Here is a 23480-nt window from a genome sequence, read left to right as displayed (position 1 = left end):
AGCTCCCACATTTGATCCGGTTCCCAATTGGGAATTGAGGAGATTTTAGAATGCTGCAAGTCGACAAGCTGCACCAATACTACGGCGGTAGCCACATCCTGCGCGGGCTGTCCTTTGATGTGAAAGTCGGTGAAGTCACCTGCCTGCTCGGCCGTAACGGCGTGGGCAAGACTACCTTGCTCAAGTGCCTGATGGGCCTGCTGCCCGCCAAAGAAGGCGCAGTGAACTGGGAAGGCAAGGCCATCACCACATTCAAACCGCACCAGCGGGTCTACGCCGGCATCGCCTACGTGCCCCAGGGCCGCGAGATTTTCGGGCGGCTGACGGTGGAGGAAAACCTGCTGATGGGCCTGGCACGCTTCCCGGGCTCGGAAGCCAAGGAAGTCCCGGCGTTTATCTACGAGCTGTTCCCGGTGCTGCTGCAAATGAAACACCGGCGTGGCGGTGACTTGTCCGGTGGCCAGCAGCAACAGTTGGCGATTGGCCGCGCACTGGCCAGCCGTCCGCGCCTGCTGATCCTTGATGAGCCCACCGAAGGCATCCAGCCCTCGGTGATCAAGGAGATCGGCGCGGTGATCAAAAAACTCGCCGCCCGCGGCGATATGGCGATCCTGTTGGTGGAGCAGTTCTACGACTTTGCCGCCGAACTGGCCGACCAGTACCTGGTGATGTCACGGGGTGAAATCGTCGCCCAGGGCCGTGGTGAAAATATGGAAAGCGAGGGTGTGCGTGGCCTCGTTACCATCTAATCTGTGGCGTCCTGATAAAAAGCACACACCATGAACCTGCCCGTTACCCCTGCCCTGTTCACTCCCAGCTGGCACGCCGAACTGAACCTCGGCTACGCGCGCTTCGGCGACACCACGCGCCCGGTGATGCGCCGCCACCTCGGCCCGCTGCGGGTGCAAAAGCACCTGTACGCCGAAGGCCCCGAGGTGTGCCAACACATCATCGTGCATCCGCCTGGCGGGATTGCCGGCGGTGATCGCCTGGACATCAGCGCCCATGTCGGCGCGGGCGCCTGGGCGCAGTTGACCAGCCCCGGCGCGGCCAAGTGGTACCGCGCCAGCGGCCCGGCGTTCCAGCAGGTCGACCTGACTGTCGAAGCCGGCGCCACGCTGGAATGGCTGCCCCAGGAAACCATCGTGTTCAGCGCGGCCCAGGCCGAACTCACCACGCGCATCGAGCTGCAAGGCGACGCGCGCCTGTTCTACTGGGACGTGGTCGCACTTGGCCGCCCTGCCAGTGGCGAGCGTTTTGACCTGGGCCACTTTCAATCCCACCTGGATATCCGCCGCGACGGCCAGTTGCTCTGGCATGAGCGCCAGCGCATTGTTGGCGCCGATGGTTTGCTCGACTCGCCGATCGGGCTGGATGGGCAACCGGTGTTTGCGACGTTGTTGCTGACGGGCGAGATTGACCCCGAGTTACTCGAACAATGCCGTGCCCTGCCCCATGCGGTGCGTGGCGACTTGAGCCAATTGCCGGGTCTGTTGGTGGCGCGTTGCCTGGCCAGTGAGGCGCTGTTGGCGCGGGCATGGTTGATTGATTTATGGCGTCTGTTGCGCCCAGCCGTGCTGGGCCGAGAAGCCGTCTCACCACGAATCTGGAGCACATGAAGATCAAAACTGTGGGAGCTGACTTGCCTGCTCCCACATTGGATCTCTGGTGTATTTGAGAATGTATTTATGAAGGACCTTGAACCATGGATCTGACCCCACGGGAAAAAGACAAACTGCTGATCTTCACCGCCGGCCTCGTCGCCGAGCGCCGCCTTGCACGCGGGGTGAAGCTCAACTACCCGGAAACCATCGCCTACATCTCCGCTGCCCTGATGGAAGGCGCCCGCGATGGCCGCACCGTGGCCGACCTGATGCACTTCGGCACTACCCTGCTCAGCCGCGAACAGGTAATGGAAGGCATCCCGGAAATGATCCCGGACATCCAGGTGGAAGCCACTTTCCCCGACGGCACCAAGCTCGTCACCGTCCACCAGCCGATTGCCTGAGAAGCCGCCATGATTCGTGATGCACTTGAAAGCGACCTGCCGGCGATCCGCGATATCTACAACGATGCGGTGCTGAATACGACGGCGATCTGGAACGAACAACCGGTGGACCTGGCCAACCGCCAGACCTGGTTCAACACGCGCCAGGCGCAGCAGTATCCGATCCTGGTGTCGGTGGAAAACGGCGAAGTCACCGGCTACGCCTCGTTCGGCGACTGGCGGCCCTTCGAAGGCTTCCGCTACAGCGTCGAGCACTCGGTGTACATGCGCAACGACCAGCGCGGCAAGGGCCTGGGCCCACTGCTGATGCAAGCCCTGATCGAGCGCGCGCGCAGCGGCGGCAAACACGTAATGGTCGCCGCCATCGAAAGCGGCAACCACGCCTCGATCCGCCTGCATGAACGCCTGGGTTTCATCACCACCGGGCAAATGCCCCAGGTGGGCATCAAGTTCGGCCGCTGGCTGGACCTGACCTTTATGCAACTGGCCTTGAACCCGGGTGCAGAGCCACCCAAGGAGTGAGAGCGATGAGCGCGACCCAACTGCGTCGAGTCAATGCCGAAAGTTTTGCCCACTATCGCCAGGGCTTGATCGAACTGTTGCTGGACGCGGTCAAAAACGGTGCCTCAGTGGGCTTTATGGCCGACTTCGACGAGGCCCAGGCGCGCACCTATTTGAGCGGCGTGCAGGCCAGCATCGAAGACGCCAGCCTGTTGCTGTGGGTGGTGGTGCGCGACGAGCACGTCATCGCCAGCGTGCAATTGGCGCTGTGCCAGAAGGCCAACGGCCTGAACCGCGCCGAGGTGCAAAAGCTGCTGGTGCACAGCAGCGCACGGCGCCACGGCCTCGGCCAGCAGTTGATGAACACCCTGGAACTTGCCGCCCGCCAGCACAAGCGCGGCCTGCTGTACCTGGACACCGAGGCTGGCTCTCCTGCCGAAGCGTTCTACCAGTCGCTGCGCTACACCAGGATCGGTGAGTTGCCCGACTACTGCCAAAGCCCGGACGGGCGCTACAGCCCGACCGCTATCTACTTCAAGACATTGGGGCAACCTGCATGATTCCTGGCGAATATCAGATCCAGCCTGGCGATATCGAACTCAACGTCGGCCGCCGTACGATCAGCCTGAGCGTGGCCAACAGCGGCGACCGGCCGATCCAGGTGGGTTCGCATTACCATTTCTTCGAAACCAATGACGCGCTGACGTTTGATCGTGCGGCGAGTCGCGGCATGCGCCTGAATATTCCGGCGGGGACGGCGGTGCGGTTTGAGCCGGGGCAGAGTCGGGAGGTGGAGTTGGTGGACTTGAGCGGTGGGCGCCGGGTGTTTGGGTTTGCCGGGCGGGTTATGGGTGATCTTTAGGGCCTCTTCGCGAGCAAGCCCGCTCCCACAGGGGAATGCATTTCAAATGTGGGAGCGGGCTTGCTCGCGAAAGCAGTCTCACATTCAACACAAATATTTCAGGGCACACACATGAAAATCAGCCGCCAAGCCTACGCCGACATGTACGGCCCCACCGTCGGTGACAAGGTCCGCCTGGCCGACACCGAGCTATTTGTCGAAGTGGAAAAAGACTTCACCATTTACGGCGAAGAAGTGAAATTCGGCGGCGGCAAGGTGATCCGCGACGGCCAGGGCCAAAGCCAACTGCTCGCCCATGAAGTGGTCGACACCCTGATCACCAACGCGCTGATCATCGACCACTGGGGCATCGTCAAGGCCGACGTCGGCCTCAAGAACGGCCGCATCCACGCCATCGGCAAGGCCGGCAACCCAGATATCCAGCCCGGCGTGACCATGGCCATCGGCGCCAGCACCGAGGTGATTGCCGGTGAAGGCATGATCCTCACCGCCGGTGGCATCGACAGCCACGTGCATTTCATCTGCCCGCAGCAGATCGAAGAAGCACTGACCAGCGGCGTCACCACCATGATCGGCGGCGGCACCGGCCCGGCCACCGGCACCAACGCCACCACCTGCACCTCGGGCCCATGGCACCTGGCGCGCATGCTCCAGGCCAGCGATTCGTTCCCGATGAACATCGGTTTCACCGGCAAGGGCAACGCCAGCCTGCCGGAGCCGCTGATCGAGCAGGTCAAGGCCGGTGCCATCGGCTTGAAGCTGCACGAAGACTGGGGCACCACCCCGGCAAGCATCGACAACTGCCTGAGCGTGGCCGACGACTACGACGTGCAGGTAGCGATCCACAGCGACACCCTTAACGAATCCGGTTTTGTCGAAACCACCCTCGCCGCGCTCAAGGGTCGCACGATCCACACCTACCACACCGAGGGCGCCGGTGGCGGCCACGCGCCGGACATCATCAAGGCCTGCGGCTTCGCCAACGTGTTGCCCAGCTCCACCAACCCGACGCGGCCGTTCACCCGCAACACCATCGACGAACACCTCGACATGCTGATGGTCTGCCATCACCTCGACCCGAGCATTGCCGAAGACGTGGCCTTCGCCGAAAGCCGTATCCGCCGCGAGACCATCGCAGCCGAAGACATCCTGCACGACCTCGGCGCGTTTTCCATGATCAGCTCCGACAGCCAGGCCATGGGTCGCGTGGGCGAAGTGATCACACGTACCTGGCAGACCGCCGACAAGATGAAAAAACAGCGCGGCCCGCTGCCCGGCGATGGCCCCGGCAACGACAACTTCCGCGCCAAGCGCTACATCGCCAAGTACACCATCAACCCGGCGATCACCCACGGTGTAAGCCATATCGTCGGCTCCATCGAAGTGGGCAAGTGGGCCGACCTGGTGCTGTGGCGCCCGGCGTTTTTCGGCATCAAGCCGACCCTGATCCTCAAGGGCGGCGCCATTGCCTCAAGCCTCATGGGCGACGCCAACGCTTCGATCCCCACCCCGCAGCCGGTACATTACCGCCCGATGTTCGCCAGTTTCGGCAGCTCCCTGCACGCCACCAGTCTGACCTTTATCAGCCAGGCCGCCCAAGACGCCGGGTTGCCCGCAGCCCTGGGGTTGAAGAAGCAGATCGCGGTGGTCAAGGGTTGCCGCAATGTGCAGAAAACCGACCTGATCCACAACGATTACCTGCCGGACATCGAAGTGGATCCGCAGACCTATCAGGTCAAGGCCGATGGCGTGTTGCTGTGGTGCGAACCGGCAGAGGTGCTGCCGATGGCCCAGCGTTACTTCCTGTTCTGAGGTTCGCGCCCCATCACCCGATCGGTCACGGTGCGCAGGACGTTCTTGCGCTCCTCGCCCAAGTCGGCCATGTCGGCAAAGAACTCGTCGTCACTCATCACCCGCTCCGGGCTGACCTGGGACGGCGACTTGCCCAGCACCTGGGTCGACGTGTCGATGACCTGGCGCAGGTCGGCCTTTTTCTGGGCCGATAGGTCACCGTTGTCGGCCAGCTCGTGCTGGGCCTCGTACAGGTCGATCAACGCCTCGTTCTTGGCGCTGACCGCCTCGAACTCGTTGGCGAAGGTGTCCTGCACGTAGTCGGCCCAGAACGGCTGGTCGATGATGCCGTCACGTAGCAGGTCACCATGCTCCAGCGCGACCACCCGGCTGTGGGCAGCCTCGATCATCGCATCCGTGACATCCGGCTCCCGGTAAAACATCGCGGTCTGCCAAGGCAGTTCCAGGCGGTCGGCCAGCCGCGTGACGTAGGCCATATGGATTTCCACTTCATCGATGCCCAGCACCGGGTTGCCGGCGGCGTCGGTCTGCTGGACCAGGCCACCATCACTGTCGTACTCCGGAAAGCGGCGACCCTGATCGACCAGTTCACTGACGCGGGCATGGGCGATACGCCCCAGTTCGTCCAGGCGCGCCTTGCCTTTGGCGAGCGCCAGCAACTCCAGACGCTTCAGGTCGGCATTGGCCAGCGACAGCGCCTCGTGCAGCAACACCTCCACGCCCATGCCATTGAACAGCTGCGCGCCCGCGTCAACACAGGTGGTCGGCGCCACCGCCATCTGAAACAGGCGCTCGCGCAAACCTTCATTGCCGGCCATGGCCTCGAGCATGCGCCACACTTTGGCGGTCAAATCGACCTTGTAGGCTTCTGGTCGCGCTTCCAGGTGTTCGCTCAATTTGCGGATTTCATCGAAGAACGGCTCGCTGTCGAGCGCCTCTTCCAGGTCGTTCCAAACCCCTTGCTTATCCAGCCATTGCTCTTTGGTCATCCCACGCATCCAGTGCGCACTGTCCTGGGCACCCCGGGGTGGGAACCTGCGATTCGGGTCCAGGCCCACGGACTCGAGGTAAACCTTGAGCTTGGCGAGCACGTCGGGCCGCAACCATTCACGTGTCACCGCCGTCCTGGCCAGGATCCGCGCCCGCTCTGAACCGGGCGCAACGTCCGGGATCGAGGTGAGGTGGTTACCGGTCAGCTCCAGCAAAAACTCCCGGGGCCGGGGCGACGCAAACACCCCCACGGGCCAGGCGCTCAGGCCACAACCGGACAGGTACAACCAGCGCAGCCTTGGCATGCGGCTGATATCGACCGGCAGGAGCAGCGGGTTACCCTGCAGCGCCAGCCATTCCATACGGTGCAGACCGCGCAGTTGCAGGGCGGCCTGCTCCGTCAACACCACCTCGTTGTCGGACAGGTCCAAGCCCTCCAGGCGCGACATCTGTGCACAGGCGTCGGGCAACTGGGTCAGTTGGTTGTCGTCCAGGTTCAGAATCCGCAGCCGGCGAAACGTGGAGAGAAAGCCCGCCCCCTGATCGGTCAGGCCACACCCAGGCAGATGCAGGCTGGTGACATGATCAAAGTTGCCTGGCAACGCCGGCAGGGTGGCGATCTGCGCGCCCATTCCCGGATTTTCCAAGTAGATGCGTTGCCCACGGTAGTTGCCACTCAAGTCGACATCCCACTCACCACTCTTGGCCCAGGCGTTTTTGATCACGTCATAGAGCTTGCGACGAAGCCTCAGTGTTGGCCTGTCCCTCGGCCCGTCCACCAACCAACTGCTCAAAACGTTGTCCAACTGCCTTTGCTCCGCCTCCAGGGCTTTGAGCCATCTGTCATCTTCCAGGTTGCGGCCACGCAAGTATTCCGCCATCTGCGTCGGGTTCATGGTGCGGTAAAGCGCTTGCACCCGCTCTTCGATTTGGCCGCGCCAGGTCCCGCGCCCACGCCCGCTCAGTGGGTAACCCAGGCGGTTATCGGACACCCGCCAGGGCCAGCGGAAGAACGGCAAACGCTCGGGCTGCATGCCCAGAACCGCGCGCAGGGCATCGCGGGACAGCGCCTTGCCGATAAGCCGTGTTCTCAACTGCTCGCCCTGGCCGATATGGGGCAGGCCGATGGCGTTGCGATGGGCATCGGTCAAGGCATGTTGCAGCGCACCGAACAGGCCATTGACTCCGTGCAATTGCTGGCCTCGCGCATCGAAGGCCTGGTAATGCCCTTCGGCCACGCGCACCAGCACTTTGCGCTCGGCGGCGTCCGCCGGGCCAAAGCTGGCTCTCAGGGTGCCCTCCATGCCGCCGTCGTGCACTTCCAGGCGCAGGCTGTCGGTCCAGCCGGGCAGGTTCGCCAGGCTGTTGAGCGCCAGGGCTTCGGTGTCCGGGTTGGCCATGGCGTCCATGTGCAGCCCTTCATAAGCCAGGTTCAGCCGCACCTGCTGTTGCAGACGACGCGCCTGTTCGGCAAGGCGCAGGGGGATACGCTGGCCTCGATCCAGTTGGGCTTTTTCGGCGGGCCTCGCCTTGGCCACCAGGTCGCGCACCATCAGGGTCGGCAAGCCCTTGAAGTCACGCTGTACCAGGCTCACGGCCGTGTCGGCGATAGGCTGGCGCGAACTGTAGAGGCTGCGCATCAACCGTGAACGACAGAATTCGGCGCGTGCCTGCAATTGCTGGCGTATCGCATCGACACGGGCTTGCGGGGTGCGCGGGGTCTGGCGGCCTACCAAGTTGTCGAGTTGGCCTTCGTCGAGAAAATCGACGATGCGCTGGGGCAATTGCCCGGTCATCAAGTCATGGCGGCTGACCTTCAGCACCTGCGCGCCACTGGCCTGTGGGTCGCCGTACTTGACCGACGGCCCACTCAGCTCAGCCCCGCTGACGGCTTCAATCGCCTTGCCCGACGGCCATCCGGGCAACTCCACCGCCAGGGACGCGGCATAACTGCACAGGGCATCGGACAACGCGCCCGCGCCAATGCCCTGCGCCACTTGCGCCGCTTCGTCATAGGCACGGAACTGGCGAACCGTATCGAGCAACATCGCCGGTACCGGTTCGCCTTCCACGTGCATCCGGCGCAGCGTGGCCTCCTCAACGCCGCTGACCTGGCGGATATGTTCCAGCTGTTCGTCGCTGAACCCCTCCACCACCGGACCGAGCCTGCGCATCAACGTCACGCCCTGCCATTCCAGCGGTCGCTCCAGCTCGTGGTTCCAGGCACCGCTGCCGTTTTCCACCAGTTTGGGCCGATAGGCATTCAGGCGCGTGGGGTGCTCGATATAGAACTTCTCGGTGAGCGGGTCCTGGCGCACGCCGTAGCGCTTGTCTTCAAGGCTCAGGAGGCGGCGGCCGCCAACCCTATCGAGGCCCAACTCATCGGTGCTACGTGCTGTAGGCAGGGGGCTGGTGTGTTCGTAGCCGGAAAGCTGGGGTTTCCACAGCCGCGTTTCGCCATTGGGCAATTGCACCGACTTGAGGCTTTCAATGAACGGCGACACCGTGAAATGAAACACCGCGGCCCCAGCCGCCAGTTGCGCGACATTCTCAAGCACGTCGGTGATATGCGCCCAACCCGCTTCGCGGTCACCTTCGCTGAGCTCGATGGCGCCTTCGAGGACTTCGTACAGCAACTGCCCGACCATCACCTGCGACATCACCACCCCCAGGGGCGGCACCGCCATCGCCAGCAGGTTGACGCCGAACAGGCCGATATTGAGGTAGTGCTGCAAGCGCCCGGCGCGGGCGGCGGCATCAGTGTCGGCGGTGGAAATGGCCTGGGCCCGGCCATCGGCAAGCATCCGTTTACGCAGGTCTTCGAAACGCTGGGGCCACAGGTCGATCTCGGCCCAGGGGCTGCCGAGGGCGTCGGCATTGATATGAAATTGCGGGTCCGTCACCGGCACGCGAACCTGCGGTTGCGGGTTCCCCAGCAACGAGCTGAACGGTACCAGGCGGGGCGCAGCCAGGCCGAGCGCCACCTGCCCCCACTCCGACCCCAGCCACTGCGTGGCGAACGGCTGAGGCGGCGCGTCCACCACCAACTCGGTGAGCCGCCGAAAATAGTAGGGGCGGTCCTTATAGGCGATGAAACGGCTGAAGAACATTTGGGTATCCGTCACCGAGCCGTTGGCCGAGCGGTCCTTGCCGGCCCCCTTGAGCCGCGCGCTGAGGTCATTGTGAAACTCACTGAAGTTGGCGTAGCGCTTGATGGGGTGGTCGGGGTCATCGGGGATGTACGCAATGAACCAGTCCGAATAGCGGTACTTCACACAGGGCTCAATGATCAGGCAGTCGTGCAGGCGCAGGTTCATCAGGCATGGCGCGCGATACCAGACCTGCTTGTCGCCGAGCATGATCGCGGCTTCCCCCTCAGCCACTCTTAACAGCAGCGCGTAATCACTGTCTGTGACATCGCCCTTGACCAGTGCCAGGTACGCGGCGGCCAGGAAGGCGTCCTTCTGGTAGCGCAAGTAGCGCTCGCGCAGCACGCCCTCGGCCACCGTATCCACCGGGTGCAGCTGACTGGTGAGGTGGGCCTGGTAGCGGGCCCCCAGGTCCAGGCCGCGACACAACTGGGTGAAGGTTTCGATCTTCAGCGTCGTCGCATGGCGCTCGAAGTGGCCGCGCGCATCCGGTTCGGTGATGAAACCGGAAGCCGCGTTGTAATAACCGGCCTCGGATTCTTCGGCGTCGAAATTATTCAGCGCCGCCTGCAACAGGGAGAAGGTCTTGCTCTTGAAGCCTCCGGTCTTGACGCCGAACGCATCCGCCACCGGGCTGTACAGGCGCAGCCAGGTGGTGTTGACATTCAGAGGGTAACCGGCGTCTTTCAACGCGGCTTCCAGCAGCGGTTGGCAGAACGTCTCCACCGGCTGAACGTTGCCAAGGGTTTTTTCCATCACGTTGAGCGACTCACAGCGTGCTTGCATCAGCGTCTTGAGCCGGTCCTTCTAGGTGTCGGTGGCCGCCGCATACCATGCAGGTATCTGCGGGGCCGTTTGCTTGAGGGACTCACGGTGTCGAGGCGAAGCCTGCACCAGACACGGCGCGATGGCCTGGCGGATAAACGCATAGTGCTGCCCCTGTTCACCGGGCAACGCCAGTGATGAGGGTTGAGAGGCTTGGGAATCAGGCATGGGATGACCTACCTTCAGGAGTGAAAGAAGGTCATCCTAGGTCGCGAATTCGGGCAGACGGCGCTAACTATCTACCCGTCGACGTGGCCCCTCAGGTCAGGGGATGCTCAAGTAGCTCCTGACGGGACAGGGCTTCGATCAGGGCAGCCTCTTCCACTGCCAGTTGCGCCTGTAATGCCCTAGCCTGGGTGTCATAAGCGTCGTTCCCCAGGGACCCGGCTGAGACCTGGTCATGCAAGGCCGCCAACTGCTCCTGATAGGGCTTGCTCAAGGCGTCGAATCGCGCGCGGTACTTGCCGGTGACGAAATCCTGCCAGAACTCCCTGGACATCAAAGCCTGGAACTCTTCGGGCGTACCGTTGAGTTCAAGCACCTTGGCTTGGGCCGCATCAAGCATCGCCGGGGTGACCTGGCCCAGCGCAGTAAATTGTGTACGGCTGGGTTGCCCGGGCAGGTCCAGGCGCTCCGGTCCTTTGAGCCCGACGCGGTAGGCCAGCCGGATTTCCACTTCTTCAAGGCGCTGGAGCCGGTCCTGTTGCTCCACCGGCGACAGGTTGCGCTGTTCATAGATCGCAGCGGTGCGCGCGGCAATGTCATTCAGGGCGATTTTTTCGACTTCGTCCAGTCGGAACAACCCACGGGACAGTTTGATCAAGGCTCCCGCCTGGGTCTGGTCGCTCGCCTGGGCACGGGCCTTTTCGACCATGGCCATGACCTCCGCATTACTGAAGGACAACGCCGCACGGTCGCAGCAGGCTGCCCGTCCGGCCCACTCGAACATGCGCTCGCGCAACGCTTCGGACTCCGCACTGTGCTCGGTGATGCTGTCGATGACCGTCCAGACCCGTTGTTGCAGATCCTCATGCTGGGCACCGGCCTGTGGCAGGTCGTTGAGCATTTGGAAGAACCCATCCGCGCCGGCCTGCCCGCGCAGGGCCTGCCACTGGAGCTTGCGAGCCTGCAACTGATCGCCCCCCAGGCCTTGGCTCCAGCGTGTGAACGGAGTGGCGTCGAACGCCACACTGCGCACGTGGTCACGACCGCCCGCGGACGCTACCAATCTGTTGGGTGCCTCGACTGTGCTCAGCCCCGCTTCCCGCAGTCGCTCGCCGTAGGCACGCACCTGCTGCAACGTCACTTCGGACAGCGGGTTTCCCGAGAGATAGACCGTATTCGTGATACGTGCACTGTGCGCCAGTTGTTCGGCTGGTGGCGCCACCAGCGAAGCGGGAATCTCGGTGAACTGGTTATCCCGTAGATCGATCAGGTCCAGCAAAGGCTGCTCGCCCAGTCCGGTAGGCCACGTGTCGAGCCCCAGGCTCTGGAGGCTCAGTGAACGCATGTCAGTGATAGCGCTGAAGTCTGGCAGCACGTTCAGTGGATTACTGTCCAGCCACAAGGCACGCAACGTCGTGCGGGTCGCCAGAATCCGCGACGTTTGCGGGCTCGGGCGAATCTGGTTCTTCTGCAGAAACAGCCGGGTCAAGCCTTGCATCTGCTCCAGCGCTGGCGGCAACTCACGTAGTTGATTGTTCGACAGGTCCAGCCAACGCACCCCACGGAATTTCGCCAGGAACCCTTCCGGTGATGTACTGAGGTTCATGTTGCTCAGTTTGAGTGAGCCGACATGGCTGAAATCTGCATCCAGGTCCGGCAGGCTCGGCAAGTCCAGGCCGCTGAGGTCCAGTTCCAGGCCGATAGGCGTACCATCGTGGGCCTGCAATGACGGGGTTTCGCGCAGCCAGCATCGCAGAATGCGGTCCTTGGCGATGAAGCGCACATCTCGGGTCCGTGCGTTGAGCTGCAACTGACTATGACGAATGTAACGCTGGCGCGCACCACCGCCGGAAAACGCCCAGGCATTGAGTTGCGCGTGGAGTTGATCGAACGCCTGCACCTGCCCTGTCAACTGGGCCTCAGCGCCCTCGCCCAGGCTCCAGATCAGTTCTCTGGCAGCCATGAACGTCATGTTCGGGTGCATGTGCCGTACCTGCCGGATCATCGGCGACTCGACACCGAAAGCATCGGTGATACCGATATTGAGCAGCTCAGGCCGCTCACGTGAGAGGCGCAACCAATAGTCATCCACCCGCTGCCCGGCCTCAGGTGAAAACGGATTGCCGGCAATCAGGGTCACGCCGTTAATACGCACCCTATGCTCATAATCCTCGGGGGCGGGTTCAAGCGTGTCACTCGGCACGTCGCGGAGCTGGTTGAATTGCAGGTCCAGGCGTTGCAAGTTGCGTTGGTTGTGCACTCCGGCAGGCCATTGGTCAATACCGGTGTATTTCAGATCCACGTGCTTGAGCTCAGACATGGCACTGAAATCCGGAGCAATCCCCAGGTTATTGTGGGACAGGTCCACATACTCCAGGCGCTCCAGCGCCGCCAGGTTCGCGGCACTGTGTACCGTCAGCCGCAGGCTGTTTTCCCGCATGGACAGATAGGTCAGCTCACGCATGGCACCAACAGCCTCAGGCAATTGCCGGACATTGGAGCGAGAAATCGTCAGTGACTTCAGAGCCGTGAAGTTATTGAGCAGGGTGTCCGCCTCAGGCGACCATGTCACCCCACGAATGACCACCGTCTGCACATGCCTGAAATCGGCAGTCAGTGCTGGCAAGCCATGGGGCTGGGAAGGTACCAGACGCAACTCGCTGCCCGTCTCCCGTCGCCAGCAACGTTTGATTTGAAGGGCGATATCGTTCGCGTTGATCTTCGAGAGCGCCGAGGTACGACCACTGGTCCGTACCCACTCCTTGAGTTGCTGCTTGAGGGTTGCGTACTCGAATTCCAACCGTGTCAGTTCACCGCGAACATCGGGCCCCAGTGACTCGATAAACCGTGCCACCTGCTCGTCACTGAACGTGCGAAACAGCCGACGCACGCGCGCTTGCGGCGTACGCAAGGCGTTAGCCGTGCCGGCCAACAACTGCGGTACACCGCGGCCGCCACCAAGCAATCGCATCGAGGTGTCGTAGGCCGGTTTGCGCACGGGGTGCTCCAGCAATACCTCACGCAATGGCTCGCGCGACAAGGGCCTATGCACGATGGCGTGCTTGAGGTCACCTACGCCGTTGAAGCCCAGGGCCTGGCGTTCGACGGGGGTGAGCAGGGCCCAGGTGGCCGAATAAAAATCCGCGCCTTGCGGACTGTCGAATTGGCCATCCACCGTCAGGATCAGGCTTCGTTTTGCCTGCGCACCGGGGGGGCCGATGGCATCCAGAAGCGCACCGTCGGCCGCCACCTGTCGTAGTTCCAGACGTGTGCCGCGCTGCCAGCCGGGCAGGTTTTCAAGGGTGTGTAGCGCCAGGCGCTGGGTGTCGAGACTGGCCAGGTCATCGAAGAACAGTCCTTCGTAAGCACGGGAGACACGGGTTTCCTGCTCCACCCAACGTGCCTGTTCGTCCAGTGCGGCAGGTAGCGTCTCGCTTTCAAGCGGGCCGGCACTGTCGAGCAATACACGCGCGATGCGTACCGGCAGTGTTGGATATTGCGCCAGAAGCCGCCGTACGGCCGGATCAGCGTCAAGATTTTGCGCACGGTAGCGCTCTTCCAACAGAATGCGCTTGAGGTCCGAGGCTTGTGCCGCCAAATACTGACGCAGCCGGGTAGCACGCTGGATGACAGTGTCCGATGCACTGCCTGGCAGTTCCTTTAGCTCAGGGTCGGATCTTTGAAGTGCCTTCAATACTTCAATGAGTCCTTCTCCCCGCGCCATCTGGTCCTGATTGAGCACCACCCGCATGCGTGGCGTGGTTGTGGTTGCCGATGCCGGGGCGTCCCACAGCACATCACCGGAACTGCCCAGCACCCGTAGCGTCTGGGTTCCAAACAAACCCCGACGCGACATCAGGTCCAGTTGCGCAGCCAGGCCGGCCTTGGCGTAAACCGTTCGGTCGGGGCTGCCCAGTTGCTCGATAAAGGTGCTCAGTTCGCGATGCAGACGGAAACGCTGCAGCGTATCGGCCAGCAACAACGGTGTTGGCTGCTGATCGGCATGCACGGCGCGCAAGGTGTCAGTGCCTATGCCGCTGGCGATCTGCGCCTCCTGCCGACGCGAGGCAGTCAGGGATCTCGCATCATGGCCCAGGCGCCGGAGCGTGGTGGGGCCATCCCAGGTCTGCGGTTCTTCGGCTTCATGACTCCAGGCGCCTTGCCCGTTGTGCTCGAGCAAGGGCGCATATGCCTGCGATCGGGTCGGATGCTGCACCCGAAAGTCGCCGTTGTCGGCGTCCTGCTTGACCCGGTAAACATCGCCGTCCAGGTTCAGCACCTTGTGCCCGTCGTGATCAAACAAGCCCATCCCATCGGGCTGGGCATCCTGGGCCAGCTCAAGGTCGGCCTTGTAGGGCGCCAGGTCCGGTTTCCATAAACGGCGCTCACCGTTGGCCAAGGTGACCGGCTTGAGTTGGTCGACCACGCTCGACCGTTGAATCCGGGGCAGCACATAGGCGCCTGTGCCAATAAAACCGACATTCAGCGCCACACTGGAAAAATGCGCCCACATCTCCCGGGTATCGCCATTTTCGAAGGCTTCAAAGCCCTCGAATACCTCTCGGCACATCTGCGCCGCGCCCACCGCCAGCATGATCGGTCCCAGTCCGGGCACCACGAAGGCGGCGAGGTTGAACACGCTGACCACGGCGTCCAGATAGGACGACAACCGTTCATTGCGGGCCTTGCGGTCCTCATCACCAGTGGGCACCGCGACTGCGCGAGCATCGGCGTAGATTTTATCGACACTCGCCCGACGCAGTTGCGGCCACAGGTCGCCGTTGAGAGTGACATCCTCCAACGGCAGCTTGGCGGGACTGGAGCGCAGTGGGTAGTCGCCCTGGCCGTCACTGCCATCGGGTTGGTAGAGGTTGTTGAATTTTCGGAAAAACTCGCCTTGCTGGCGCACCGGGATAAAACGGCTGAAGAAGCGGCGGTAGGCAGCGCTGTGCAGGCGCATCCTCAGGTCTGCCATAAACGCGGCGCCGCTGGCGTATTCCTTCAACGGTTGTTGCGGGTCATTGGGCAGGTATACCGCCAGGCGCTGGGCCTTGCCTGCGTGAAAACGCGTCGGTCCGATCAGTAGTGGCCCGACCAGTCCGATGTCGAATACCTTGAGCGCCTGGACCAGTACGGGCCGGCCATCCAACAGAATATTGCCAGTATTGCCGAGTAGCTGTTGCAGCATGCTGTAGACATCGGCGCTGACACCCGACTCGATCTCACGGCTGCTGGGTTTCAGCGCATATTGCTGCCGGGCAATGTCGACGCTCACCGCCAGATGCTGACGCTGGTGCTCTTCCAGCTGTGCCTCCAACGACTGGCGCGCGACCGGATTGGACGGTTGCAGGATGTCCTTGATGTGCTGCTGGTAGCGCTTGCCCAGATCCAGGTTGCGGCAGAGCTTGGCGAACGCGTGGGGCGCAATGGCGATGGCCTCCGACCTCACGGTGGGGTAGCGCACGATGATGTCGCCGTCGTAGCTGCCCCACCCCGTGATAATCTCGCAATCGCTGCAACGCGGCGGTTTTTCCTCATTGGGCTCGAAGTTGGCCAGGGCCGCTTCCAACAGGGAAATGCCACGGTACTCGTGATTCAGCGAGGGGTCGTTGGTACGGTCAAACACCAGGAAACCGTAGAGATCATCACGGTCCTTGAATGCGTATTTACGGGCGAAATAGACATTGCGCACATCCAGGTCCAAGTTGAACTGGTCCTTGATCGCGTCCTTGAGCGGCTGCTCGGCGAAATCGAAAATGTCATTGAAGCTTGCCAGACGGGTTTCCAGTTGGTTCAACGCTTCGCGAAAGTCCAGGTGACTGCGCGATAACGCTGCATGCTGCTCCGGGGGCGCACGCCGGTACCAGGACGGTAGGTGCAGTTCGTAGTTGCCCAGTTCCATCTGGCGGTGTGCCGGGCCTTGGGAAAACCAGGTCGGCACTCGCGTCTTGAGCAGGTCGTAGTGAACGCCGCGCAAGTCGGCATTAAGGGTGCCTCCTGCGGCAGGCGGGGTTTGCAGATCGGGCATGACGGTCATCCTTGATGGAAAACCATCAGCCTACTGGGGCCACGCGGGCAAAAAGCCTGACTATTTACCCCATGCGGTCGCCGGCCACTTAGCTGCCCATCGTTTCTCTGGAGGAGCCGGGCAGGTTCGGATCACGGGGTACAGCCTCCAGAGCAGCCACCTCCTGGCGCGACAGCTCCAATAACGTCTGGTTGCGCGCCACGGCACGCTCAATTTCCAGGGTCTGCAGGGCCTGTGCATATGCCTCGCTGGAAATGTCAGCATGCTCATCCTCGATCCGTCCCTGCTCCTGCGCCTCATGACGTTGGAGCGCGCTGAATTGATCGGGGTACTTGTCTTCGAGGTAGCGCACCCAATAGTTGCGGGCGATCAGGTCGTCGTAAAACACTGGGGTGGCTTCCCGTCGCTCCACTTCACGCAAGGCATTGGTGCGTACCTCACCCTCCAGCGGTGTACTGAAACGCATGTACCGGGGCTGCCCCGGCAGTTGCAGACCGTCGCGCCAGCCATGGGTAAGGCCGATGCGGTAGCTTAGTCGTACTTCGGCGGGATCACCGCTCGATCGCGCACGCTCAGCGGCCAGGCGCTCCACCTGATCCAGGCGGAACAACTGGCGAGACAGCTTCAACAGCGCTCGCCCCCGGTGTTCCAGGCCGGGCGGGATGTCGCGCAGGGCGTTGTGCTCGAAGACCTTGACCTCCAATTCACTGAAGGCCAGCGTGCGCCCATCCACGCAAGTGTCGTGGGTGCGCGACATGCTGAATAAGGTCTCGCGCAGCTCGGTGTCGCGCTCGGCGGCCTCCAGTACGCCCCAGACACGGCGCGTGAGGTCGGCGCGAAACAGCCTGAATTCCTGGGTGTCGCGCAGGGTCAGGAGCAAGTGGAAGAATGCCGCGTTATCCGATTCGGCGGCCAGCCGCTGCCAGAGGGCATGATAACCGGTGGCCTCCGCCGCAGGGATGGGGTCCAGCCAGGGCGCCAGTTGCTCGGGAATCGCCTGGGTCTCTTCATCGGCAATGTGCTCATCCGGCTCGTCACTTCCGGGTTCGTCGTCGCTGCGCGCTTCCATTTCAGCCAGGTCAATCTCCAATACGCTGTCCCGCCCCTGCCGGTCGGCGTACTCCCTGAGTGCCTCCAGGCTGGCGTTGGATAAATCGGCGTTCATGCTCAAATCGGTACCTGCCATCAGGGCGTCATGCTCACCGCTGAGGGCTCGCGCCGGTATGGAGGTGATCTCGTTGGCGCACAGGTCAAGCCTGCGCAAGCGCGGGGCTTGCAGTACACCTTGGGGCCAGTCCTGCAGCACGTTATGACTCAGGTCCAGGGTGTCGAGGCTATTCAATTGCTCGACGCTGAAGGCTTGCAGATTGTTGTAGCCCAGGTCCAGCGCGCGCAGGTTCGCCAGTTGTCGCAGGGTGGGGTACAGCGGCTGGGCGTCGCTGAGCTCAACGGTTGCCAGGTCGAGTTGCTCCAGGCCCGCCATCCCCATCACGGCCTCAGGCAGCTCCGGCAGGTATTGGCCGTTGAGGATGAGCCGACGCAGTTGGGTGAATGACTGCAGAAAAGCGTTAGAACCTTGGGCCGTAATCCGTACCCCCGTCAGGTCCAACTGGTGGACATGGGAAAAATCGCCCGGTAACGGCGGCAGGTCCCCCAGTTGCAAGCCATTGAAGTCCAGGCTGTCGTACGCCGGGACCGGTCCGCCGGCGACACCCTGGCGCCAGCACGCGAGTATTCGCGAAGCACCCACGGCTCGACCTTGCGACGTAATCTGCCAGTTTTCACCGACGCTTTGAGGCACAAACACCCAGCCGTTGAGTTCGACAGTCAGGGCATCGAGTGTCTGGTTCCATTGGTGCAACCGGCTATCAAGCAATTGCTCCGACACCCCCTCGTTGCGCAGCGATTCAAGCGCTTGGCGGACCTGATCGGCGGAGAAATCCGGACGCAGCCGCTGCAACTGTAGGGTGCGTTCACCGACCGGTGCCGCAGGCGCCAAGGGCAGGAGGTTGCGGGCAACCGTGGTAGCGGTTTCAAAGGGTGGGAAATCGGCCGGCGCCTGCGCAAAAAACCGTGCCAGCCCTCCCTCAGGCAAACCACGGGCTCGCTCGACGCGTTGCAAGGCTTGCGTCAGTGCGCGCTGGGTCGGCGCATCCAAAGGCACACCCTGCAGATTGAGGCTGAGCAGCAGCCTGTCCTGTGCCAATGCGGCAGGTGGCAAGGTGGTCAGCGGTGTGTCACGCAGGTCCAGCCACTGCAGTTGAGCAAGCTGCTCAACGCCGGAGGGCAAGGCGTGCAACGCAGTGCCGCTGAGGTTCAGTGTCTTGAGCGGGTTCATGCCGCTGACGTCAACGAGGGTCAGCGGGTTCTTGCCCAGGTCCAGGTTCTCGAGCTGCGGCAAGGTGTCCGCCTGGAGCGGCAGTTCGCTGAGCGCACTGTCGCTCAGGTTCAGGCTGCGCAACGCGGGAAAACTGCCGATGAACTTACGCACTTCTGCGACCGGTGCGCGCACCCCCTCCAAGCTGAGCGTTTGCACATGGATGAACCCTTGCGCGGGCAGCACGGGCAGTTCATGCGTAGACAGGGCCCGCAACTCGACACGCGTGGCATAGCTGCCTGCGTCGTAGCGTTGCAGCAGCCCGTTGTACCAGGCGATGTCGAGCGTCTCGGCCACGCGATTGCGCGCCAGGTACTCTGCGGAAAACGCCGGCATCCCCGTCCATGTATTCAGCCGGTCAGTCAGCTCGACATGCTGCGCACGCAATTGCTCAATGGCCTCGAACCTGGCCTGGGCACCGACCCATCGGTTCATGAATGCGTTGCGCAACATCGTTGCCTGCTCCGTAGACCGTGAATAGTCGATCACCGTGCGGCTCTGCGCAGCGAGCCGAGTCAGTTCAGACTGGCAGTATTCTCGGACCATCTCTTCCTGGTCGACCCAGTGTTCGGGCTGCGCACGCACAAAGTCGAAAGCCGCACGAAACTGCTCGGCGTCCATCCTCGACCAATCCAAAGACAGGCCGCGCCAGATGCGTTCATGGTCTGGCGTGAGGAGTTCTGGCGGTAGGCCTCGTATCGTCATGCCTTTGAGATTCAGACGCTCAAGATGAGGCAGTTCGACCACACCAGGTGGCAAGGTGGCGAGAAAACCGCCCGAGAGCGTCAAACGGCGCAATTGGGTGAGGCCGCTGACATCCAATGCGTGGGTCAGCTCCATCGCATGGTTCAGTGTCAGGGACTGCAACTGCGCCAAGCGTCCGAGTTTGGCGACCTGCACATCGGCAAACGGCTCCGCGGGCATACTCGTGGTGATGGTCAGGTCCGTCAGGTCACTCAGGTTCGCCAGTGCATCCGGCACAACACGCAGCTGCTGGCTGGTCATCGTGATGTCGAGCTTCTGCACATTGGGAAATTTTGCCAGCAACGGTTCGAACGTGGCATCCGTCAACCCTTGGCCCCCCATCCGCAGGTGGCGGACATGGGAAAAATCCGCCTCCAGCAACGGCAGCGGCTCATTGCAAAACAGGTTCAAGGCAGCAAACCTTGGGTCCTGGGCCAACGGCGCAAGATGCCAACTGTCTTTTATGTTCTGCGCCACACCGCCTTTGCCCAGGGTCCACATATTCTGCCCGGCCAGTGAATGCGGTCGTACGCCGGCCCACTGGTCCAGTGTCGATTCGAGGGTTTGCCACTCCCGCAGGCGATTATTGAGCAGGTGGACGATGCCTCTGTCGGTCTTGCCATCTAGCAACTGCTTCAAGATAAAACCGTTGGCCTGGTCATCGGAGAGGCGCGGATACACCGCCTTGACGCGCGCAATAAGGTCGGGCGACTCGCCTGCCCCACGCCCACTGGCGGGGTAACCGAAGACCTTATCCGCGATACGCTGGGGTGGCTTGAACCAGGGCTTCTGGCGAGAACGGCCCGCCACAAGTTGGGCAGATGCCTGTCGGTGCTCAATGGCGTAGTCGAAGATCGCACGCTGCAACGTCGCATGCTGGCTGACGTGTGGAACGCCCAGGGACTGGCGAGCTTCATCCGGCAAGGCGTGCATCAGCGACGGGTAAAAGTTATCACCCTCGGTCGGCAGGCTATTGAGTGCCTCGCCACGCTCATCGAATGCCTGATAGGCCGGCCCGCGCTTGACCAGGACTTTGCGCTGGGCTGCCCCTTCGCTGCCAATTGCATCCAATACGGCGGCGCCAACGTTTCCCTCACGCACCTCCAGACGCAGGCCCTGCGGCCAGCCAGGCAATTGGCCAAGGGTCTGCAACGCCAGATGCCGGCTGTCGGCCGACGCCATGTTCTCCCCCTGCAAACCGGCGAAAGCCCGTGTCAACCGACCCTGCTGCGCATACCAGCGGCCCTGCTCCAACAGGCGCAGCGGCACGGTGTTGCCGGCCTGCATCCGAGCGACTTCCTCGGCGCTGGCATGGCTCAGTACGGCTTGCGCCCCGGGCTTGCTGAGCCCGGGGCATTCGCGCTGCAAGCGGGCGACCCAAGGCGCACGAGGCTCGGTGCCGTGGTAGAGGCTGTCGAAAATCGCCGGTTTATGGGTACGGGCAAAATCAGCCAGTTGCCTGCCCAACTCCTGCGGGCGGGCGGTGACTACTCGGGCCGGCTCGCCGCCCAGCAGGCCAGTGATTTCCGACTCATCGAGTTGCGCCAGGATACGTCGTGGCAGCTCACCACTGAGCACATCGGCACGGCTCACGCGGATCGCTGCCTTGCGCTGGCGCAGGCCCGCCAGGCGCTCGGAACCGTACTTGATAGACGGCCCGGACAGTTGCGGGCCCTCGAACACTTCCAGTACCCGGCCCAACGGCCAGCGTGGCATTTGCGTGACCAGAGGCAGGCTGAAGAGGTAGCGGCCATTGATCGGCTGGGCGCTCTCCAACTGTTCGATCACCTCTTCGACGCCCCGGTCGGCTTCGAACAGACGTAACACATCGGTCAATGCCGGGGGTGGCAAGGCATTGTCCAGATGCATCTTGCGCAGGGCGCCCTCTTCAACACCGCTGATATCCGCCGCCTTGAGCAGCGTTTCGTCACTCAGCCCTTCGGTCACCGGCCCCATGCGTCGCAACAGTGTGAGGCGGTCCCAGTCCAGGGGGCGCTCCAGAGTGTGGCGCCAGGCCCCGGCATGGTTATGACTCAGCACCGGCTGATAGGCGTCGGCGTCGCTGGGATGGCGAATGCGCCAGCTTTGCAGCGCCTCATCCCAGTTTTTTTCGTAGGCTTTGCCGTCAAGCCGGATGTAGGTCTTGCCGTCAAGATGATATTGGCCGAGTGAATTGGGGTGGCCTTGCAGGGCAACGGTCTGTTCATAACCCTTCAGGTCCGGTTTCCACAGCCTGGTTTCGCCACTGGGTAGAGTCACCGGTTCAAGATTCTCGATCACCGGTTCTGCCTTGACCGCCGCCAGCTTGGCCACGCCTTTGCCCACCCCTGCCGTCAGCACAAGCAACGCCAGGTTTTGCGCCACGTCCAGCATATGGGCTTTGGCTGCCTGACGGTCGCCTTCGCTCCACTCGATGGCGCCCTCGAAACTTTCGTACAGCAACTGCCCGGCCATGACCACCAGCATAAGCTCCCCCAGGCCCGGCACGAACATCGCCACGCCAGTGAGCAACAACATGCCAATGCTCAGCAGGCGGGCGAATTTCTCCGAGCGTGCCTTGGCGTCCACATCCGCCGTGGGCACGGCATGGGCGCGGGCATCCGCGATCAGCTTGGTGCGTTGCTGATCGTACAAGTAGGCCCACAAGTCTGTATTTTCGACCCACAAGCCGTGTCCGGCACGCGGCCAGGCGCCGGGCGCGAGGAATGGATCGGCATTGGCCCGCCTGCTGGGCGGCAGACCTGGTGGCAGATGCTGGATACCCGTAAAGATTGAGAACGGGTTGAACCCGTTGACTATGTCATTGAGTAACGGCGCATAGCCTGCCGCTTTGCGCGCAATGGACTTGACCGGTACGGGTTCAGTGAGCTGGCTGAAATAATCAGGCAGGTCGGCATAGGCGACAAAGCGGCTGAAAAACCGCTGATAGGGTGTGGGGCTACCGTCAGTCGGAGCATTGGCGTCACGCTCGGTAAACCGCTGCTTGAACACATGCGCCAGGGTCGCAAAGGTGTAGCGTTTGAGCGGCGATTGCGGATCATGGGGAATGTAGATAATGACTTCGTCGGTGTACCGGTACTTTTCACTGATCACAAAGGCTACGCAGCCGGTCAAGCGGTGCTTCATCAGGGCCAAGTCGCGAAACCACACGGGCTTGCCACCCACCGTCGGAAACTGCTCACCCGCGACCACTGACAGGATCATGCGGTAGTCGCCAGGCTCGATATCCTGTTTCAGCAGGGCCAATTCCGCTGCGGCACGTAGTGCGGACTTTTGTGCGGTGGTGAATTTTTCGAACAGGACATGTTCGGTGGCTGCGTCCTTGGGGTACAGGTACTCCTTGAGGTATTCCTGGTACTTCGCACCGATGTCCAGGGTGCGGCACAGCTCAGTAAACTGCGTGACCGTCAGTGTGGTAGTGACGGGTTTGAAAGCACCGGAAGTGGCATCTGTCTCGATAAACCCCGAGGACTCATGGAAGGCTCCCGCCTCACACTCCGTCGCTTCAAAGTTGTGAAGCGCAGCCTGCAACAACGGCAGTTTAAGCACGTCGTAACTGCTGATATCAATACCCAGGATGCCCACCTCCACCGCTTGCCTGAGCTGTGCAAAGGTGGTGTTGACGTCGAGGGTGACGTTGAATTGATCCTTCAAAGCCTTGACCAGCAATGGCTCGGCGAAGTGATCGATATCCAGCAGGCTGGCCATGGCTTTATCCAGCCGCGTCTGCGCAGTGAAGCTCGCGGTGGCTTGGGCATTCAGGGCCTGACGCTGTGCCGCGGTGGCTTGCCGATACCAGCTCGGCGGTTGAGTGGGCGCGCTCTTGAAGGCCGCGAGGCGCTCGGGAGTGGCGTTGATGAGCCAGTCGGGGATCGCCTGTTCAATGAAGTCACCGTGCAGGCTACGGGAGATGGGCGGATGCGCCCGCACCCTGGAAGGTGCGATGGGGGGGAAGTCGGACACGGTGCTGCTCCTTTGGTTGAGAGCGTTAGCACACCATGCCCGACAGAGTGGCCTGC

11 protein-coding genes are annotated in these 23480 nt (G+C 62.3%); 7 read left to right on the top strand and 4 right to left on the bottom strand.

Translation table 11 applies throughout. The features are described 5' to 3' along the window. The first annotated feature begins 50 nt into the window (after positions 1–50). The 7 genes from urtE (at position 51) to ureC (ending at position 5183) form a co-directional block, all read left to right on the top strand. Complete coding sequence (urtE, locus tag DBR46_RS07305; RefSeq protein ID WP_017738506.1) at positions 51–749, top strand: urea ABC transporter ATP-binding subunit UrtE; 699 nt, start codon at positions 51–53, stop codon at positions 747–749. A gap of 30 nt (positions 750–779) precedes the next feature. Next, on the top strand, positions 780–1619 hold the full coding sequence (locus DBR46_RS07300) for an urease accessory protein UreD (protein WP_124525599.1): 840 nt from the start codon (positions 780–782) through the stop codon (positions 1617–1619). A gap of 86 nt (positions 1620–1705) precedes the next feature. Beyond that, positions 1706–2008: an urease subunit gamma gene (locus DBR46_RS07295; protein WP_010213535.1), complete on the top strand. Its 303-nt coding sequence runs from the start codon at positions 1706–1708 to the stop codon at positions 2006–2008. A gap of 9 nt (positions 2009–2017) precedes the next feature. Continuing rightward, entirely contained in the window at positions 2018–2530 is a 513-nt protein-coding gene (locus tag DBR46_RS07290) for a GNAT family N-acetyltransferase (RefSeq protein WP_124525598.1), read from the top strand. A gap of 5 nt (positions 2531–2535) precedes the next feature. Then, entirely contained in the window at positions 2536–3069 is a 534-nt protein-coding gene (locus DBR46_RS07285) for a GNAT family N-acetyltransferase (protein ID WP_124525597.1), read from the top strand. Next, entirely contained in the window at positions 3066–3371 is a 306-nt protein-coding gene (locus DBR46_RS07280) for an urease subunit beta (RefSeq protein ID WP_017737512.1), read from the top strand. The genes DBR46_RS07285 and DBR46_RS07280 overlap by 4 nt, the downstream gene beginning before the upstream one ends. Positions 3372–3482: 111 nt before the next feature. Further along, a complete protein-coding gene (gene ureC, locus DBR46_RS07275) occupies positions 3483–5183 on the top strand; it encodes an urease subunit alpha (RefSeq protein ID WP_124525596.1) in 1701 nt (566 codons plus the stop codon). Here the strand turns inward: ureC and DBR46_RS07270 are convergent. From DBR46_RS07270 to DBR46_RS07255, 4 genes are all read right to left on the bottom strand, one after another. Continuing rightward, positions 5168–10108, bottom strand: coding sequence for a DUF6543 domain-containing protein (locus DBR46_RS07270; protein ID WP_124525595.1), 4941 nt, complete (start codon positions 10106–10108; stop codon positions 5168–5170). The genes ureC and DBR46_RS07270 overlap by 16 nt on opposite strands. Positions 10109–10129: 21 nt before the next feature. Beyond that, positions 10130–10315: a hypothetical protein gene (locus tag DBR46_RS07265; RefSeq protein ID WP_124525594.1), complete on the bottom strand. Its 186-nt coding sequence runs from the start codon at positions 10313–10315 to the stop codon at positions 10130–10132. Positions 10316–10406: 91 nt separating this feature from the next. Next, positions 10407–16340, bottom strand: a complete 5934-nt coding sequence (locus DBR46_RS07260) for a DUF6543 domain-containing protein (protein ID WP_158619147.1) — start codon at positions 16338–16340, stop codon at positions 10407–10409. An 88-nt stretch (positions 16341–16428) separates the two neighbouring features. After that, positions 16429–23424, bottom strand: coding sequence for an NEL-type E3 ubiquitin ligase domain-containing protein (locus tag DBR46_RS07255; protein ID WP_256659245.1), 6996 nt, complete (start codon positions 23422–23424; stop codon positions 16429–16431). Between the last annotated feature and the right edge of the window lie 56 nt (positions 23425–23480).

Origin of the sequence: Pseudomonas sp. KBW05 (genome assembly GCF_003852405.1) — a bacterium.
In the GTDB taxonomy this organism is placed as follows: domain Bacteria; phylum Pseudomonadota; class Gammaproteobacteria; order Pseudomonadales; family Pseudomonadaceae; genus Aquipseudomonas.
This window is presented reverse-complemented; position numbering and strand designations above follow the sequence as displayed.